This is a genomic window from Chryseobacterium artocarpi, assembly GCF_001684975.1.
Taxonomy (GTDB): domain Bacteria; phylum Bacteroidota; class Bacteroidia; order Flavobacteriales; family Weeksellaceae; genus Chryseobacterium; species Chryseobacterium artocarpi.
Map to the genome: position 1 here is coordinate 99,793 of NZ_MAYH01000023.1, position 17,966 is coordinate 117,758.

Here is a 17,966-nt window from a genome sequence, read left to right on the forward strand (position 1 = left end):
ATAATGGTATAAATGTCAATAGTGAATGGTTAATTGGGTATGTTTGATAGGTACTATTCACTTGCGAAGCAAAATTAGCCATAGACAATTCACAATTTAAACAAAACTAATGTCAAATACAGCTACACTTCCAAACTGGGAAAATTTAGTAAAAAAACAGCTTAAAACAGAAGATATTTATCCTATTCTGGAAAAAGAAAACCTTGAAGGAATAGAAGTAAGGCCTTTCTATACGGATGTTAAGAAACCTTTGGTAAATCTGCCTAAAGTTGAAGAAAGTACCCATCTGGTGGCAAGATACCACGAAAGTCTGGAAGAAGAAGTATTTGCATTTTTGCTTGATCAGAATGTTGAAAACCTGTTCGAGAAAACCATTTTTGTTAATAACAAAGATCTTGCAGGACACATCAGCCCACAGGAAGATGATCAATATTTTTCTTTAATTGATGTATTTGATGAGAAAAATGCAACGATTGATGATCAATTAGCAAAGGAATTATTGGCAAAAGGATTCAAAAGAAACATTTGTGTTGATATTTCATTACATCAGAATGCCGGAGCTGCTATTTATCAACAACTTGGAATTGCATTGGCAAAAACAAAAGAGTTGGTAGAATTGTATGGACCTGAAATTCTTAATAAACTGATCTTTAAAATAGCTGTTGGTGGAAATTATTTCTTTGAAATGGCAAAATTAAGAGCCTTTAAAATGGTTTTTAATCAACTCTCTAAAGAATATGGGCTGGATGAAGTTCCTTACATCTTTGCAGAAACTTCCCTTAGAAATAAAGCTGTTTCTGATAATGAAAATAACTTGATTCGTTCAACATTGGAACTTGCCTCAGCCATGATTAGTGGAGCAGATGCCGTTTTTACAAACAATTATCTTGTAAACAAAAGTACAGATAACTCTGAAGAAATTTCTTTCAAACAACAGATTGTATTGGCTTATGAAAGTATCATCAATGTATTTGAAGATGCGGCTAACGGAAGTTATTACGTTGAAGATATTACTCAACAGATCGCTGATAAATCTTGGGCTTTATTTGTTGAAATAGAAGAAGCAGGAGGTTACCTAGAGCTTTTAAAACAGGGAGTTATTCAGAAAAAGATTTATGACCATGCTGTTATGGAGCAACAATGGATAGAAGAAGGAAAAATTAAGCTGATCGGAGTCAATTTATACCCAAAATTAGACGTTAAAAAATCAATTATAGATCTTTACAACGAAAAGGAAATAAAAGCCGTTCGTTGGGCAGAAATGTTTGAATAGATCATCTTAAAATAATTAAGATACTTCGACTCCGTTCAAGATAACACCGTTTATACTACCTTAATTTTTAAAACAACAAATTAAGCAATTAGTATTAGCGTTGTCATGCTGAGCGGAGTCGAAGCATTTTAACCTAATGAATGTAAAATTTGTGAAATCTGTGGAAAATAAACTATTAAATAAAGAAGTTCAAAACTATATCCATGCAAATCTTAAAACAGATCTGCATTCGTTATTATTGAAAAAATCTCCATTTCCTGAGGTTTCCATGCAAGAAATTGTACAGCAGATCAAAGGGAAGCAGGTTGCTGAAAAAAAATTCCCGTTTCTTCTGAAAAAAGGAATTATATTTCCGCCTCAGCTCAATATGGAGCAGTCCTCATCTGAAAAAACAGCTCTTTATAAATCGGAAATTTTAAAAGGGAAAAAGTTTATTGATCTTACTAGTGGATTTGGAATTGATGCTTATTATCTGTCACAAAACTTTGAGGAAGTTACTTTAATAGAGCAGAATACAGAGCTTTTAGAGATTGTAGAGCATAATTGGTCTGTTTTAGAGAGAAAAGCAAGATTTATCAACCGTAAATTGGAGGATTTCCTGAATGAAAATCAGGAGTATTTTGACACGGTTTATCTGGATCCTGCACGAAGAGATCAAAATAAAAATAAAGTATTTCTTTTAGAAGATATCTCTCCAAATATTCTTGAAATTCATAACAATTTACTTTCAATCTCAGATCAGGTGATCATTAAACTGTCTCCGTTGATCGATTTGAAGTATCTTGTTTCGGTACTTTCTAATATTTTTAGAATAGATATCATAGCTCTTAAAAACGATGTAAAGGAAGTTGTAGTCTTTTTATCCAAAGAAAATAAAACAGGGATTATTTGCAATTGTGTGAACCTTGAGAGTGACGAATCTAACTTTAGTTTTACATTTGGAGAAGAAGAAAATGCTGAATCTGAGTATTCCGAACCGGAAAAATTCATTTATATCCCTAATAATACTGTTTTAAAGGCTGGAATTTTTAATTTAATTTCAGAGAAATTTCAAGTAAAAAAACTTCATTCCAATACCCACCTTTATACATCCACAGAAAAGAGGGAAAGTTTTCCCGGAAGAATATTTGAAATGGAAGTTGTTGATTCTAAAAAGATTAAAAAGAAAGAGCAATTCAATATTATTTCAAAAAATTACCCGTTAAAGCCTGAAGAAATTAAGAAGAAATATGCTCTAAAAGATGGCGGAAATAACTACCTTATTTTTACACAATCCAAAAAAGGGAAAATTATTTTAAAATCAGTCTAAAAATGTTGCCGAAAGAAACAGGATTTCTTAATTTTGGGCAATCTAAAATTTAAGCATAAAATTGTACTTTATTTAAGCAATAAGAATAGTGCAATTTTATATGATCATTAAAAAAAATAAATTTTACATATGAAAAAATTAGTTATATGTTTAGCGATTGCAACAGTAGCTGTAAGCTGTAAAAAAGTACCACAGGGAGGAAACAGAGGTACTTTGAAACTTGAAGAAGGAGTAGAAAGATACTCTGACGATGCTCAGGGTGGAGAAGCTCATGCTACACATGCGGCTACTGCTGAACACAAGGAAGAAGCAGCAAAACCAGAAGCTGCAGCTCCTAAAACAGATAGTACTGCTGCTGCAAAGCCTGCTGAGACAAAAGAAGAGGCTCCAAAAGCTGGACACTAATTAGTAGTATACAATATACAATTGCCCTGTACAAACAGGGCATTTTTTATTTAAAAAAAATGACGGATCAATTAATTCAGTTAAAATAATATTATTCTTTAGAAAATCACTGTGTTTTTGCTTGGTCCAGCGGTGCATTTTTTTTAATTTTAACAAAATAAATTTTTACAATGCAAGAGACATTAAATTACATTAACGAAAACAAACAGCGTTTCGTGGATGAATTATTTGAGTTATTGAGAATTCCTTCTATTTCTGCGGATCCGGCATATAAAGATGACGTATTGAAATGTGCGGATGTAGTGGCAACACACCTTAAAAATGCAGGAGCTGATAATGTTGAAGTTTGCCAGACAAAAGGGTATCCAATTGTTTTCGGAGAGAAAATTTTAGATAAAAGTTTACCAACGGTATTGGTGTACGGACATTATGATGTTCAGCCGGCTGATCCATTGGAACTATGGACGAAACCTCCTTTTGAGCCTTATATTGAAAAAACTGAACTACACCCGGACGGAGCAATCTTTGCAAGAGGAGCGGCTGATGACAAAGGACAATTCTTTATGCACTTGAAAGCTTTTGAAGCTATGATGAAAACCAATGCTCTTCCTTGCAACGTTAAATTTATCTTAGAAGGTGAAGAAGAAGTAGGATCTGTAAGCTTAGGAGATTGGGTAAATGAAAATAAAGAGAAATTAGCTTGCGATTGCATTTTAATTTCTGATACTCATATTTACAGCAATGAGCAACCTACTGTTACAACAGGATTAAGAGGGTTAAGCTATGTAGAAGTAGAAGTGGAGGGTCCAAACAGAGACTTACACTCAGGTCTTTATGGTGGAGCTGTTCCAAACCCTATCCACGTTCTTTCAAGAATGATCGCTAATCTGATTGATGAAAACGGACATATCACCATTGATGGGTTCTACGATAACGTAGAAACTGTTTCTGATGCTGAAAGAGCCGAAATGAACAAATTGAAAGACAATCCTGAAGAGTTCAAAAAATCAATAGGATTAAGCAATATCGAAGGTGAAAAAGGTTATACAACATTAGAAAGAACATCTATTCGTCCTACTTTAGACTGCAACGGAATTTGGGGTGGTTATACAGGTGAAGGTGCAAAAACTGTAATTCCTTCCAAGGCTTTTGCTAAAATTTCAATGCGTTTGGTTCCTTACCAGACACCTCAGGAAATCACGGAAAAATTCACAAAATATTTTGAAAAGATTGCTCCGGATACAGTAAAAGTCAAAGTAACGCCTCACCACGGAGGGATGCCTTATGTTTTACCAACGGATACTAAAGAATTTGCTGCTGCAAAACAGGCAATGGAATCTGCATTCGGAAAAGAAGTTCTTCCATACAGAGGAGGAGGAAGTATTCCAATTACAGCTATGTTTGAGCAGATTTTAGGAGCTAAATCTGTATTGATGGGCTTCGGATTAGATTCAGACGCAATTCATTCTCCAAATGAGCACTACGGATTATTTAATTTCTATAAGGGAATTGAAAGTATTCCAATGTTTTTTGAAAACTATTCAAAATAATTATTGAATATTTATAAGATATTTTTACAAAACGAGGTGTTTCTTTATGAAATACCTCGTTTTTTTTTAAATAGATTGTGATTGATTAAAAATAACAATGTTAAAGTTGTTTTTTATTTGTTTTTAATGATATTTTTAATTTTTCGACATTAAAAGTTTGTTTTTAATAAAGCAAAAAATAAATTTGATAAAATTCAGTAATTCAAATATTTAAATGTGTTTTACTGTGATGAATTTATTAATAACCTTTATTAAACATTTATGAAAAAATTATTACTCTCGATTGTAGCTGTATTATCTTGTACAGCTTCGTTTGTTAATGCACAAACTGTAATTTATGAAGAAACATTTGAATCAGTCACTCCACCTAGTTTACCAATAGGTATGGGAGTAGATGACATGGATGGTGATGGTAGTAATTGGATAGTAGATAGTATTGATCCTCTTATTGCTATGGGAATACCTTATAGTTTTTCAGGAAAGATAGCTTTTTCTAGCTCTTATGATTTTTTAAATCCGGATAATTTTCTGATAACCCCGAATATTAGTGTGCCAGTAGGAGAGGCTGTTACACTAAGTTTTTTAGTAGGTGGATTGAAGTTCTACGAAATTCCTGGTTTCCCAGTACAAAATAGTGAGGAACATTATGCGGTGTATGTTATTTCTGCCAATGGTGTTTATGAAGGAGTAGAAACTCCAATACATGAAGAAACAATATCTCCAGGTATTACATTTGAAAGAAACTTTGATTTATCAACTTTCGCTGGACAGACTGTTAAAATTTATTTTAGACATTTTAACAGTGCTAATCAATCAGGCTTGATGTTGGATGATATAAAAGTTGTACAAGGAGGAAGTTTGGGAACTTCTGAAAATAATCTTATTTCTGAATTAAAAGTATTTCCCAATCCTTCTTCTGATTATGTGTATTTAAATTCTAAATCTAAAATAAGTAAAGTACAAGTTTTTGATTCAATAGGAAGAAAGGTAAAGGTAAAACTAATTGATAATAAGGCAGATGTAAGAAATCTCCCAATCGGAAATTATTGGTTTTCTATAACAATTGGTGATAAAACCATTTCGAAAAAAATAATTAAAAAGTAAAGTCCGATTTATAAAATGTGTTTGCTCTTTTAAGCCACGAATGTATGGGCTTTACTTTATATGTTCGTGGCTAAAGTTTAAATGGTATAAAAAATAGTGTTTTTAAATGTGGAATATTGGTTGAAATCAATGCTTAAATATGCCCTGAAAATTACTTTTTAAAAATAAATTCATTGAAAATAAAAGCTTTATTTTTTATTTGAAATAAAATATTTCACCTTTTGTGGAAAGTTCATATTTTTAATCCAAACTTGAAATTACCATGAAAAAAATTCACACAATCGCTTTTTCTTTGTTAGCGGCATTATCCTTTGCCCAACAAACAGCTTCTTTTGAACATAACGAAGGATTTATAGAAGGAAATATCCATGGACAAGGAGACTGGATCAGTACTCCTACCGGAGGAACTCCTGAAAACGTTACTAATCAGATCATATCTGTTGATCGGGCTACAGACGGTGAACGTTCCTTGAAAATTGTAAAGGAGCCAGTCTTTGGAACCCAGTTTGATCCTATTATTGGAGCTTTTTATATTCCGCCAATACCGCTTGCTTATAATAACTTTTCGGTTTCGTTTGATATTAATATGTCGCATCTTAATGGGTCTATATTTGGCTTTCAGGGAATGGATAGTATCACTGAACAGTTTATTGTAAGATTAGACTTTGATAAAACAGGAGTTGTGAAGATATTAAGTTCTGTTTCCGGAATACCACAAATTATCTCTACAGGAGTGGTTTGGGTTCCAAATACCTGGTATAGAGTGAAGATGGTTGGCACAGCAATGGAAATCAAATATTATCTAAATGATACTTTAATTTACACAGGTACGGTAGTTAATTCATTAAATATAGATCAACTTCGTTTTGTACATGATAATACATTCGGAACGGCTTATTTTGATAATATTAAGATTAATAATGAAGTCGTATTGTCTGTTAAAGATTCGATAGTTAAAAATGATAAAATTACTATATATCCTAATCCGGTGGAAGATTATCTCCATATAAAGTCAGAATCTAGGGCAAATAATGTTGAAATTTTCAATCTGGAAGGGCAGAAAATGGATGTAATTTGCGGAGATAATATGATAAATGTAAAAAAACTTCCTCCAAATGTATATATTATGAAAGCGATAATTGATGGTGAAATTCAGTATCAAAAATTTATTAAAAAATAATTATGGTGTTGTAATTTATAAACAGAGGCGTTTTCTTTGAAAACGCCTCTGTTATTGTTGTTGATGATGTTTTTATTTGTGATTATTATGATATTTTCTTTATTAATTATGTGTTTTTTATCTTTTATTGTTATTTAATTTTAAATGTTAATTTTATTTATTTTTTAATGGTAAATACTAATTATAGTTAATTTTTTTAACTAAATTACTTTTTTATTTGTATTTAAATTGCTAGTTTTACATGAACTAAAAAAAATATCATGAAGAAAACTTTACTATTGGGTGCGTTTTTAGGATTATGCTCTTTAAATGCACAAACAACAATTTTTAATCAAACAGTTACAAGTGATAATGGGATCGTTGCTGATGCCTTGGCTAATGGAAACTTTGTTGCATCTGCGGATGACTTTAGGTTTACAAACCAAAACAGAGTCACAAAAGTTAAGGTGCTTGGCTTTCAGAATGCCGGAAATTTAGAAACTACTATTGCAACGGGTGCAATGCTTTATATTTATGCAGATGCAGCTGGATCTCCTGCGGGTGTTCCTAATGGCGCAGGTACTCCAATTGCGGCAATAAATGTGGCTAAAGGAGCTCCAGGATACTCTTTAGTAAAAACACTTACGGGATATACTTTTGAAATTGATGTAACAGCTGCATTAAGTACTCCTGTTGTATTATCTGCTAATACAAATTATTGGTTAGTGTTTGCTGCAAAAACAAATCAGACTGATTATGGAGCAAATAATGGAGCCAATGGCTTTAACTGGTTTTCAGGGCAAATCAATGGAAGCCCTGCCAAACTTATAGATCCTATGAATGCTTTTGGGGCAGGAGCTACATCTTGGAGTAAAATATCAGACCTTACAGCAGAGCCAGCTTTTGATGGTCTTGCATTTAGTATTGAAGGGCAAAATGCAACATTGGGAACTCATGAAATATTCAGTAATGTGAAAAAAATGACAGTCTCTCCTAATCCAACTACAGATTATTTAAATATCACTTCTGTTGAAAAAATTAATTCTGTTGAAATTTTTGATATGAGTGGAAGAAAAGTGATTGTTAACTTAGATGGGAACAAAATTGACGTGAGAAACCTGAACCCAGGAAGCTACATCATCAATATTGAAACTAAAGCAGGTAAAACTACTGAGAAATTCATAAAAAAATAATAACTGATAAATCTTAGCATCAGTAAAACGCTCCAATTGGAGCGTTTTTGTTATTTTAGGGAAATAAATTTTGAAGATTATGGCAGAGAATAAAACGGCTTATATAACAGGCGGAACTAAAGGAATAGGCTTTGGAATTGCTAAAATTTTGCTTGAAAATGGTATTTCGGTAGCATTTTCTGGGAGAAAAAGAGAGGATGTTATGAAAGCAGAGGAAGATCTTAAGCAATATTCAGACAATGTATTGGGGATTGTTTCGGATGTGAGAAGTCTGGAAAGTGAGCAGGAAGCGATTAAATATATATTAGAAAAATTCGGCAGGCTGGATTATGTAATTGCGAATGCTGGCTTAGGGATCTTTAAACCTGTAGATGAACTTACCGCTGAAGAATGGAATAATATGATAGAAACCAACCTTACAGGTGTTTTTTATACCTTAAAAGCTTCCGTAGAAGAACTTAAGAAGACGGAAGGGTATTATATTACTATTTCAAGTCTTGCAGGAGCGAACTTCTTTGAAAACGGAACAGGCTACAATGCATCAAAGTTCGGAGTGGTAGGTTTCACACAAGCAGTCATGATTGATCTGAGAAAATATAATATCAAATCTACAGTGATTATGCCAGGGTCAGTGGCTACACATTTTAACGGAAATATTCCATCGGAAAAAGACAATTGGAAAATTCAGCCGGAAGATATGGGGAATCTGATATTAGATATTTTAAAGATGAATTCGAGGGTTCTGCCTAGTAAAATTGAGTTTAGAGCAACAAAACCAGCAAAGTAAATACTTCTAATGTATTGAATAATAATTTAGTAAGTATTATGCATGCATAATATATTTTTTATTTATATTAGCAAAAATTAATTCAAACAAAATCTCTGCATAAACTGTCATGATTTTATGCTAAAAGAGAAAAAATAAAATAGTACACATGAAAATATTAGTTTGTATTAGTAGTGTTCCGGATACTACTTCCAAAATTAACTTTACAGCAGACAAATCTGCTTTCGACAAAAACGGAATTCAGTGGGTAATCAACCCTCTTGACGAATTTGCGTTGACAAAAGCGGTTAAACTTCAGGAATCTCAAGGAGCGACTGTAACAGTAATCAACGTAGGAGATGCTGCTACAGAACCTGTAATCAGAAAAGCTTTAGCAATTGGTGCTAACGATGCAGTAAGAGTAAACCTTGATCCAAAAGACAGCTATTCTACAGCAAAAGAAATTGCTGCAGTAGCTCAAAACGGAGGATATGACCTTATCCTTTGTGGAAAAGAATCAATCGATTATAACGGTGGTTCAGTTCCGGGAATGGTAGCTCAGTTATTAAACCAACCTTTCGTAAATGCATCTGTAGGATTAGATGTAAACGGAAGTGAGGCGACTGCAGTAAGAGAAATCGAAGGAGGAAAAGAAACTATTTCTGTTAAATTACCTGCTGTAATTGCAGGACAGAAAGGATTAGTAGACGAAAAAGATCTTATCATTCCAAATATGAGAGGGATTATGTCTGCAAGAACAAAGCCTTTACAAGTAGTAGAACCTACTTCTTCTGAAGTGAAAGTTCAGGGAGTATCTTATGACAGTGTTCCGCCAAGAGCAGCTGTGAAAATGGTTTCTCCAGACAATTTGGATGAATTAGTAAGATTACTTCATGAAGAAGCTAAAGTAATCTAATCTTTAAATTTTCAACCTTTTAATTTTTTAAATTTAAAACAATGGCAGTATTCGTATACGCAGAAAATATAAACGGAGTTTACAAAAAAGCAGCTTTCGAAGCAGTTTCTTACGCAAAAGCTATTGCTGATAAAGCTGGAGATACAGTTACAGCAATCTCTGTAAACCCTACTGATTCTTCAGATTTATTATACAAATATGGAGCATCAAACGTTATCAATATCAAAGACGAAGGTCTTAAAAACTTCTCAGCTAAAGCTTTTGCTCAGGCTGTAAATGAAGTGGTAGATGGAAATATCATCGTTTTCCCTCATACTACAGACGCTTCATCTATCGCTCCAATGCTTGCAGTAATGAAGAACTATTCTTTAATTACTAATGCTTTAGAGGCGCCGGAAAGCCTTTCTCCTTTCCAGGTGAAGAGAAGAGCATTCTCAGGAAAAGGATTCATGCATGCAAGAGCTGAAGGAAACGGAGTAATTGTTACTGTTTCTCAAAACGCATTCGGTGTTAAAGAAAACGCAGTATCAGGTACAGAAGAAGTGAAAAACCTATCAGTAGCTAATGAAGATACTAAAGTAATTTCTCACGAACAAAGTTCAGGTAAATTAGATCTTAAAGAAGCAGAAGTAGTAGTTTCTGCAGGTAGAGGTATGAAAGGTCCTGAAAACTGGGGAATGATTGAAGAGTTAGCAAACGTTTTAGGAGCTGCTACAGCTTGTTCTAAGCCGGTTTCTGACATCGGATGGAGACCTCATACTGAACACGTAGGACAAACAGGTAAAGCAATTGCACCAAACTTATATGTTGCTGTAGGTATTTCTGGAGCTATTCAGCACTTAGCTGGAGTAAACTCTTCAAAAACTATTGTAGTAATCAACAATGACGCTGAAGCACCATTCTTCAAGTCTGCAGATTACGGGGTAGTAGGAGATGCTTTCCAGATTATTCCTGCATTAACAGAGAAAATTAAAGCAATCAAAGGATAGAATTTAATGGTGAATAGCTAACTTTCTTTGTCTGGTGATATTAATCATTCTCCTGCAAAGCAAAATTAACGATTGACCATTGATAATCATAATAATACAATAAAAGCTCGGCTTTCCGGGCTTTTATTTTTGTGTAAAAAAGTGAAAACACAACAAAAAATTAATCTATATTTGTAGCTATGGATTATAAACAGCTAATTATTCGCGGAATATCATACAGCCAGACCCAATCTGGAGCGTATGCATTGTTACTGGAGCATGAAGAAACACACATAAAATTACCTGTTGTTATAGGAAATTTCGAAGCTCAGTCGATCTCTCTTGGACTAGAAAAAGATATCCATCCACCGCGCCCTCTTACTCATGACCTCTTCACAAAATTTATAGTTTCTGCCAATTATGAACTGATTTCTGTAATAATTTATCAGATTGTAGATGGCGTTTTCTTTTCAAATATCAACTTTAAGAATAAAGTTACCGAAGAAGAATTGATTCTTGATGCAAGAACTTCTGATGCCGTAGCTATGGCTGTAAGATTCGATGCTCCTATTTTTACTACACAGCAGGTTCTGAATGAAGCTGGAATCTTATTAGAATTAGAAGATGTTTCAAGAGAAGAACAAACCTTTTCAGAAACAGTACAGACTGAAGATACTCTGAAATCCCTTTCTATGGATGAACTTCAGAAGTTATTGGATGATGCCGTTAAAGAAGAAGATTATGATACAGCCCTTGAAATTCAGGAAGAAATCAAGAGGAGGAAAAAGAAAATTGACTAAAGAGATACTTTTTATATAAACTATGAATTTAAAATTACGACTGACCATCCTCAGTTTTCTTCAATTTTTTGTTTGGGGAGCGTGGCTGATTACGATGGCGAACTTTTGGTTTGGTACAAAGCATTGGGACGGAACTCAGTTTGGAGCTGTTTTCGGAACAATGGGAATCGCTTCCATTTTTATGCCTACCATTACTGGGATTATTGCCGATCGTTGGATAAATGCCGAGCGAATCTTCTCAGTATTACACATCCTTTACGGGGCTATGCTTTTTATACTGCCACATTCAGCTGATCCGAACTCATTTTTTTCGGTAATGCTTGTTGCAATGTGTTTTTATATGCCAACTATTGCCCTTACCAATTCAATTTCCTATACCATTCTAAAAAATAACGGACTGGATGTAGTAAAAGATTTTCCACCAATTCGTGTATGGGGTACTATTGGGTTTATTGTGGCAATGTGGATTACAAACCTTAGTGGAAATAAAGCTACAGAAGGACAATTTTATATCGGAGGAGCAGTAGCTATATTTTTAGGGATTTACGCTCTTACTTTACCAAAATGCCCACCACAGAAATTAATTGATAAAGATGCACCATTATCTGAACAGCTGGGATTAAATGCTTTTAAGCTTTTCGGAAATTATAAAATGGCGTTATTCTTCTTGTTCTCAATGCTTCTGGGGGCAGCACTTCAGTTGACAAACGCTTATGGTGATGTATTCTTAAGTGAATTTGCTCATTTTCCAAAATATGCAGACTCGTTTGTAGTACAGAGATCTACGATTATTATGTCGATATCTCAGGTATCAGAAACATTATTTATTCTCGCAATCCCTTTCTTCCTTAAGAAATTTGGAATTAAAAAAGTAATGTTGATGTCCATGTTGGCATGGGTACTTAGATTCGGGTTCTTTGCTTATGGAGTTCCGGATGGATTGGGGCTATCTTTGATCATTCTTTCATGTGTTGTTTACGGAATGGCTTTTGATTTCTTTAATATCTCAGGCTCTCTTTTCGTAGAGACTACAACAGATAAAAAGATCCGTTCATCTGCACAAGGTTTATTTATGATGATGACGAATGGATTTGGAGCCGTTTTTGGTAGTTATATTGCAGGCTGGGCTATTGATAAATTCTTTACTCATAAGTTTAATACCGCAACAGAATTATCAACTTATCTGGAAACAACATCAGATAATCCTACATTCTTACAAATTCTAAAGAATAGTTTTAATGCGGTTGTCAACTCAGACGGAACACTTTCTACCGTTGTAATGGTAAAAGACTGGCACCAGATTTGGCTGTCATTCGCTATCTATTCATTGGTTTTAGCAATATTCTTTGCCGTTTTGTTTAAACACAAGCATAAACCTGAAGACGTTTCATCAGTGAAACATTAATTCAGTAAAAAATAAACGATATTCAATTGCACTTTCGATAAGAGAGTGCAATTTTTTTGTTTTAAATCGTTTCATAATTAAATTTTAGATGTTGATAAGCATAAAAAGTGCTTTCAAAATTATGATAATGATGATTTTGATGTTTTGTACTTGTTAATATATTGTTAATATTGTTGTTGAATATTTATTTTTTTACAGGTTTTATTATGACTAATGATTGTTAGGGAAGATAATTACATGTTTGGAAACAGATGATTTGAAAATGTGTTTTTTTTTGTATTTTGGCACTTTAGTAAATATGAAAAATATTCAGTTATTAGGATTGTTATTCGTGGTTGTAGGGAGTTTTCTGCCTTTGGTTCATGTTCCTATTATTGGAAACTGGAATTATTGGAAACTAGACCACTATTTGGCTATAGCATGCTGGATCTTTACAGCCTGTGCAGTCTTTGGAATTGTAAATAACAGCGCAAAAATTGTAAGATTTTTTGGAATTCTGCTTATCCTTTTATTCGTATTCACCCTGATTGCCGTTAAAATGCAGTCTTTAGAATACTTCAGCTTTTTACCCTTTAAATCCTGGAGAGAAACATTTGCAGGAGTGGTTAAATTAAAATGGGGCTGGATAGTAGAGTTTTTAGGCGCTTTTATGATGGTTTTACCAGGAAATAATAAAAAAGTAAATCAACGTACACAAATTTAGATATGAGGCTTTTTAAAGTACTTTCAACAGGATTTTTACTATTGGCAGTTTCTCAGATTAAAGCTCAGGAATCTGCTCAGAAAAAACCGGATAACCCAGTTAAATGCTCAAATATAAAGGAAGGTAAATTTATCAGAGCAAATTATCCGGAAGCTATATGGCATATGACCATTAAAGATAATGTTCAGACAGAATATTTCAATAACGGAAAAGATTATATAAAATCTACTTTGGTTTTTGTAGATGACTGTAACTACAAATCAGTCGTTATGGAAAAAACAGATAAAAATGATCCCGCTCAGATCGGAGATGTTTTCAATAATAAAGTTGTCGCTACTCAGGATAATCTTTTGAAAATTAATACGAAGATTGAAGGCTCACAGTTTGATGTGGTCTATATAAAAGTAAAATAAATTTAATAATAAAAGTGAAACTAAGGTTTCATTTAGTAAAAAAATAAAAATTATATACATGAAAGAAGTATTCATTGTTTCCGCAGTAAGAACTCCAATGGGAAGTTTTATGGGAAGTTTGTCAACAGTTCCGGCTACTAAATTAGGAGCAACTGCTGTAAAAGGAGCATTAGATAAAATTGGTTTAGATCCTGCAAACGTTCAGGAAATTTATATGGGAAATGTGCTACAGGCAGGAGAAGGACAGGCTCCGGCTCGTCAGGTGGCATTAGGAGCTGGTCTTTCTGTTAACACTCCTTCCACTACAGTAAACAAAGTTTGTGCTTCAGGAATGAAGGCTGTTACAATGGCTGCTCAGGCAATTAAAGCAGGAGACGCAGAAGTAATTGTTGCAGGTGGTATGGAAAATATGTCTTTAGTTCCTCACTATTATAATGCTAGAGTAGCTACAAAACTTGGTGATATCAAAATGCAGGATGGTATGGTGCTTGACGGTCTTACTGATGTTTATAACAAAGTACATATGGGAGTATGTGCAGAGAAATGTGCAGTAGACTATAGCATTACAAGAGAAGATCAGGATAACTTCGCGATAGAATCTTATAAAAGATCAGCAAAAGCTTGGAGCGAAGGAAAGTTTACTGAAGAAATAGTACCGGTTTCTATTCCTCAAAGAAAAGGAGAGCCAGTAATCTTTGCTGAAGATGAAGAGTACAAAGCGGTAAACTTCGACAGAATTTCAACACTTCCTACAGTTTTCAAAAAAGAAGAAGGAACAGTAACAGCGGCTAACGCATCTACATTGAATGATGGTGCATCTGCTTTAATCCTTGTTTCAAAAGAAAAAATGGAAGAATTAGGATTAAAGCCATTAGCAAAGATCGTTTCTTACGCTGACGCAGCACAAGAACCTGAAAACTTTACAACTGCTCCGGCTAAAGCTTTACCTATTGCCCTTAAAAAAGCAGGATTAGAAGTATCAGATATTGATTTCTTTGAATTTAACGAAGCTTTCTCTGTAGTAGGATTGGCAAATAATAAAATCTTAGGATTAGACGCTTCCAAAGTAAACGTAAACGGAGGTGCTGTAGCGCTAGGACACCCACTGGGAAGTTCTGGCTCAAGAATCATCGTTACTTTGATCAACGTATTAAAGCAGAATAATGCAAAATATGGTGCTGCAGCTATCTGTAACGGTGGTGGTGGAGCTTCTGCTATCGTGATTGAAAATATCTAATATTCTGTCTCAGAATATATTGCCATTAAGGAATCGATAATTTTTTTAAAAACTTATCCATTTCTTAATGGTTTTTTTATTTTTGTGCTACTAATATTTATTTGAAATGTCTGAAACTGAGAATCGACAGCCTAAAAACATAAAGAATAATCCGAAGATTATGAAGGCTTGGGCTGTATATGACTGGGCGAATTCCGTATATTCCCTGGTTATTACTTCCACCATTTTCCCTATTTATTATTCCATTCTTACCACAGCTTATGAAAAGAAGGAATATGTGACGGAAACAAAACAATGGATTGATGTCCCGGTGAGGCATATGATCAAAATTTTTGGTGAAGAATATCAGCCGGATGCGGTATATGGATATTCATTAACCATATCATTTTTTATCGTAGTATTACTGTCGCCGTTTTTATCCTCATTAGCTGATACCATTGGTAATAAAAAATCCTTTTTACAGTTTTTCTGCTATTTGGGAGCTACATCATGTATGGGGTTAGCAATGTTCACAGGAATGCATAATGTATTTCTCGGGCTTTTATTCAGTATTACGGCGAGTGTCGGATTCTGGGGAAGCTTGGTTTTTTATAATTCCTTTCTTCCGGATATTGCAACACCGGACAGACAGGATGCTCTTTCCGCAAGAGGATATGTCTATGGATATCTGGGGTCTGTAGTATTGGTAGTCATTTGTCTGATCCTTATTCAGGTTTTTGCAAAAGGAGCAGCGCAACAATTATTATTTACAAGAATCAGCTTCCTTTTAACAGGAGCATGGTGGTTCGGTTTTTCACAATATACTTTCAAACACCTTCCTCAGTTTGGAGATGTTAAAGATAAACTTCCTAAAGATCTAGTATTATTAAATTACAAGAACATCTTTAAAAAGCATGAAGAGCAGGGAGGATTCTTTGAAGTGTTAAAAGACAACATGAGCTTTTACAAAGACATTGCTAAAGAAAGCTTCCATGAGCTTTTTAAAGTGGGAGGAGAGCTTTTCAAGGATAGAAATCTGAAATTCTTTCTGTCGAGTTTCTTCTTTTATAGTGTCGGGATGCAGACAATCTTCCTTATGGCAACATTGTTTGGAAAAAGTGAGATTAATTTAGCTCAGGATAAACTAATCGGAACCCTTTTGGTCATCCAGATTGAAGCAATTATCGGAGCTGTAATCTTCTCAAGGCTATCAAAAAGAATAGGAAACAGAAACGTAATTTCTATTGCTATTTTCCTATGGATTGTGGCATGTATCTGGGCTTATTTCTTAAACAAAGAAAACCCTACTGTAGAATATCAGTTCTATGGAGTAGCAGCAGTAGTAGGATTAGTAATGGGAGGTCTTCAGGCAATGTCAAGGTCTACCTACTCGAAATTACTTCCGGAAAATTCAATGGAAAATACTACTTATTTCAGCTTCTATGATGTATTGGAGAAAATTGCCATCATCATTGGTACATTTATCTTTGCAACATTAATTGAGCATTTTAATAATATGCGTATTGCAGCTTTGTCCATGACATTATTCTTTGGCGCAGGGTTGGTTCTAATCCGATTCCTGAAAGTTAAAATGAGAAAGGACAGAGAAACATTATAAAGATTAAAAGACGTTATTTTTAACGTCTTTTTTTATTTTTTAACTTAATATTAATTCTTGCTCTTAAATACGGCTCATGGTAATTTAACATTGAAATTTTCGGAATTTGGCACTTTTATCGTATTTTTATATAGTAATTGAGTGAAGTAAAACCAAAAAACTGATAATTCGGTCCGGGTTTTGCTTATATTCAGCGGAATAATTTTTAACTTTGCAAAAAGATTTATTGTCAATATGACCAACCCTTTATTTTATGCAAAAATAATCCTGTTTGGAGAATATGGAATGATTGAGGATTCCCAGGGGCTTGTAGTACCTTACAGCTTCTATAAAGGAACTTTAAAATTCTCAGATCTGAGTTCTGAATTTGAACTTAATTCCAACAGGCATCTGCAGAAATATTCAGACTTTCTTACAACGCTTGATCTTTCTGATGATTTTACTTTAGATATTGAAAGCTTCAAGAGTGATATTTCAAACGGACTTTTCTTCGATTCTAATATTCCCCAAGGATATGGAGTAGGAAGTTCGGGAGCATTAGTAGCTGCTATTTTTGAAAAATATTCGATCAGCAAATTGAATCCTGAAAATATTTCCAAAGAAAATCTTAAAAAATTAAAGGCAGTTTTCGGTGAAATGGAAAGCTATTTTCATGGAAAAAGTTCAGGTATGGATCCATTGATCTGCTACATGAACCTTCCGATTCTTATTGAAAATAAAGAAAATCTTGACAGAGTATCAATTCCTGACGGAGAAGAAGGTAAAGGAGCTATTTTCCTGATTGATTCCGGAATTACAGGTGAAACAGGTCCAATGATTCAGATTTTCTTTGAAAAAATGAAGACAGAAGGTTTTCGTAAAACATTGAAAGAAGAATTTATCCGTTACAATAACGCATGTATAGAAGCTTTCCTGAAAAAAGACATGAATCCTTTCTTCAGAAATCTTAAAAAGCTTTCTCATTGGGCATATGAACACTTCCGTCCTATGATTCCAGAAAGTATTTTCAATATCTGGAAAAAAGGATTGGATTCCAATGCATATTACCTGAAACTCTGCGGAAGCGGTGGTGGAGGCTATATTTTAGGCTTTACCCAAGACTATGAAAAAGCAGAAAAAATGCTTGATGGCTTCCAAAAAGAAGTGATTTACAGATTTTAAATAGATT

Annotated in this window: 17 protein-coding genes; all 17 read left to right on the top strand. The window is 33.9% G+C overall.

Going from position 1 to position 17,966, the window contains the following annotated elements:
- Positions 1-109 precede the first annotated feature (109 nt).
- The 17 genes from BBI01_RS08425 to BBI01_RS08505 all read left to right on the top strand — a co-directional run bounded on the left by BBI01_RS08425 (position 110) and on the right by BBI01_RS08505 (position 17,959).
- Positions 110-1,273, top strand: coding sequence for a methylmalonyl-CoA mutase family protein (locus BBI01_RS08425; protein ID WP_065394244.1), 1,164 nt, complete (start codon positions 110-112; stop codon positions 1,271-1,273).
- Positions 1,274-1,409: 136 nt separating this feature from the next.
- Positions 1,410-2,582, top strand: a complete 1,173-nt coding sequence (locus BBI01_RS08430) for a class I SAM-dependent methyltransferase (protein WP_065394245.1) — start codon at positions 1,410-1,412, stop codon at positions 2,580-2,582.
- Positions 2,583-2,711: 129 nt separating this feature from the next.
- Entirely contained in the window at positions 2,712-2,987 is a 276-nt protein-coding gene (locus BBI01_RS08435; protein WP_065394246.1) for a hypothetical protein, read from the top strand.
- A 170-nt stretch (positions 2,988-3,157) separates the two neighbouring features.
- Positions 3,158-4,537 (top strand): dipeptidase, encoded by a 1,380-nt coding sequence (locus tag BBI01_RS08440; protein WP_065394247.1) that lies wholly within the window; start codon positions 3,158-3,160, stop codon positions 4,535-4,537.
- A gap of 261 nt (positions 4,538-4,798) precedes the next feature.
- Positions 4,799-5,641 (top strand): T9SS-dependent choice-of-anchor J family protein, encoded by an 843-nt coding sequence (locus BBI01_RS08445; protein ID WP_065394248.1) that lies wholly within the window; start codon positions 4,799-4,801, stop codon positions 5,639-5,641.
- 262 nt (positions 5,642-5,903) lie between these two features.
- Complete coding sequence (locus BBI01_RS08450; RefSeq protein ID WP_065394249.1) at positions 5,904-6,821, top strand: T9SS type A sorting domain-containing protein; 918 nt, start codon at positions 5,904-5,906, stop codon at positions 6,819-6,821.
- A gap of 260 nt (positions 6,822-7,081) precedes the next feature.
- Positions 7,082-7,993 (top strand): T9SS type A sorting domain-containing protein, encoded by a 912-nt coding sequence (locus BBI01_RS08455; protein ID WP_065394250.1) that lies wholly within the window; start codon positions 7,082-7,084, stop codon positions 7,991-7,993.
- A 79-nt stretch (positions 7,994-8,072) separates the two neighbouring features.
- Positions 8,073-8,780, top strand: coding sequence for an SDR family oxidoreductase (locus tag BBI01_RS08460; protein ID WP_185114348.1), 708 nt, complete (start codon positions 8,073-8,075; stop codon positions 8,778-8,780).
- A 148-nt stretch (positions 8,781-8,928) separates the two neighbouring features.
- A complete protein-coding gene (locus BBI01_RS08465) occupies positions 8,929-9,675 on the top strand; it encodes an electron transfer flavoprotein subunit beta/FixA family protein (protein WP_065394252.1) in 747 nt (248 codons plus the stop codon).
- 41 nt (positions 9,676-9,716) lie between these two features.
- Positions 9,717-10,664 carry an electron transfer flavoprotein subunit alpha/FixB family protein gene (locus tag BBI01_RS08470; RefSeq protein WP_065394253.1) on the top strand — a complete coding sequence of 316 codons (948 nt, stop codon included), beginning with the start codon at positions 9,717-9,719 and terminating at the stop codon, positions 10,662-10,664.
- Positions 10,665-10,843: 179 nt separating this feature from the next.
- Positions 10,844-11,443 carry a bifunctional nuclease family protein gene (locus tag BBI01_RS08475; RefSeq protein ID WP_065394254.1) on the top strand — a complete coding sequence of 200 codons (600 nt, stop codon included), beginning with the start codon at positions 10,844-10,846 and terminating at the stop codon, positions 11,441-11,443.
- 22 nt (positions 11,444-11,465) lie between these two features.
- Positions 11,466-12,848 carry a nucleoside permease gene (locus BBI01_RS08480; RefSeq protein ID WP_065394255.1) on the top strand — a complete coding sequence of 461 codons (1,383 nt, stop codon included), beginning with the start codon at positions 11,466-11,468 and terminating at the stop codon, positions 12,846-12,848.
- A 298-nt stretch (positions 12,849-13,146) separates the two neighbouring features.
- A complete protein-coding gene (locus BBI01_RS08485; RefSeq protein ID WP_065394256.1) occupies positions 13,147-13,551 on the top strand; it encodes a hypothetical protein in 405 nt (134 codons plus the stop codon).
- 2 nt (positions 13,552-13,553) lie between these two features.
- Positions 13,554-13,964, top strand: a complete 411-nt coding sequence (locus BBI01_RS08490) for a hypothetical protein (protein ID WP_065394257.1) — start codon at positions 13,554-13,556, stop codon at positions 13,962-13,964.
- 58 nt (positions 13,965-14,022) lie between these two features.
- Complete coding sequence (locus BBI01_RS08495; RefSeq protein ID WP_065394258.1) at positions 14,023-15,201, top strand: acetyl-CoA C-acyltransferase; 1,179 nt, start codon at positions 14,023-14,025, stop codon at positions 15,199-15,201.
- Positions 15,202-15,307: 106 nt separating this feature from the next.
- Complete coding sequence (locus tag BBI01_RS08500) at positions 15,308-16,798, top strand: MFS transporter (RefSeq protein WP_065394259.1); 1,491 nt, start codon at positions 15,308-15,310, stop codon at positions 16,796-16,798.
- A 234-nt stretch (positions 16,799-17,032) separates the two neighbouring features.
- Entirely contained in the window at positions 17,033-17,959 is a 927-nt protein-coding gene (locus BBI01_RS08505) for a mevalonate kinase family protein (protein ID WP_065394260.1), read from the top strand.
- Positions 17,960-17,966: the final 7 nt, after the last annotated feature.

What these genes read in the sequence shown, in the direction of transcription:
- BBI01_RS08485 (WP_065394256.1), top strand. Translation starts at nt 13,147, where the DNA reads ATGAAAAATATTCAGTTATTAGGATTGTTATTCGTGGTTGTAGGGAGT.
- BBI01_RS08445 (WP_065394248.1), top strand. Translation starts at nt 4,799, where the DNA reads ATGAAAAAATTATTACTCTCGATTGTAGCTGTATTATCTTGTACAGCT.
- BBI01_RS08495 (WP_065394258.1), top strand. Translation starts at nt 14,023, where the DNA reads ATGAAAGAAGTATTCATTGTTTCCGCAGTAAGAACTCCAATGGGAAGT.
- BBI01_RS08435 (WP_065394246.1), top strand. Translation starts at nt 2,712, where the DNA reads ATGAAAAAATTAGTTATATGTTTAGCGATTGCAACAGTAGCTGTAAGC.
- BBI01_RS08465 (WP_065394252.1), top strand. Translation starts at nt 8,929, where the DNA reads ATGAAAATATTAGTTTGTATTAGTAGTGTTCCGGATACTACTTCCAAA.
- BBI01_RS08490 (WP_065394257.1), top strand. Translation starts at nt 13,554, where the DNA reads ATGAGGCTTTTTAAAGTACTTTCAACAGGATTTTTACTATTGGCAGTT.
- BBI01_RS08475 (WP_065394254.1), top strand. Translation starts at nt 10,844, where the DNA reads ATGGATTATAAACAGCTAATTATTCGCGGAATATCATACAGCCAGACC.
- BBI01_RS08460 (WP_185114348.1), top strand. Translation starts at nt 8,073, where the DNA reads ATGGCAGAGAATAAAACGGCTTATATAACAGGCGGAACTAAAGGAATA.
- BBI01_RS08455 (WP_065394250.1), top strand. Translation starts at nt 7,082, where the DNA reads ATGAAGAAAACTTTACTATTGGGTGCGTTTTTAGGATTATGCTCTTTA.
- BBI01_RS08470 (WP_065394253.1), top strand. Translation starts at nt 9,717, where the DNA reads ATGGCAGTATTCGTATACGCAGAAAATATAAACGGAGTTTACAAAAAA.
- BBI01_RS08425 (WP_065394244.1), top strand. Translation starts at nt 110, where the DNA reads ATGTCAAATACAGCTACACTTCCAAACTGGGAAAATTTAGTAAAAAAA.
- BBI01_RS08440 (WP_065394247.1), top strand. Translation starts at nt 3,158, where the DNA reads ATGCAAGAGACATTAAATTACATTAACGAAAACAAACAGCGTTTCGTG.
- BBI01_RS08480 (WP_065394255.1), top strand. Translation starts at nt 11,466, where the DNA reads ATGAATTTAAAATTACGACTGACCATCCTCAGTTTTCTTCAATTTTTT.
- BBI01_RS08505 (WP_065394260.1), top strand. Translation starts at nt 17,033, where the DNA reads ATGACCAACCCTTTATTTTATGCAAAAATAATCCTGTTTGGAGAATAT.
- BBI01_RS08500 (WP_065394259.1), top strand. Translation starts at nt 15,308, where the DNA reads ATGTCTGAAACTGAGAATCGACAGCCTAAAAACATAAAGAATAATCCG.
- BBI01_RS08430 (WP_065394245.1), top strand. Translation starts at nt 1,410, where the DNA reads ATGAATGTAAAATTTGTGAAATCTGTGGAAAATAAACTATTAAATAAA.
- BBI01_RS08450 (WP_065394249.1), top strand. Translation starts at nt 5,904, where the DNA reads ATGAAAAAAATTCACACAATCGCTTTTTCTTTGTTAGCGGCATTATCC.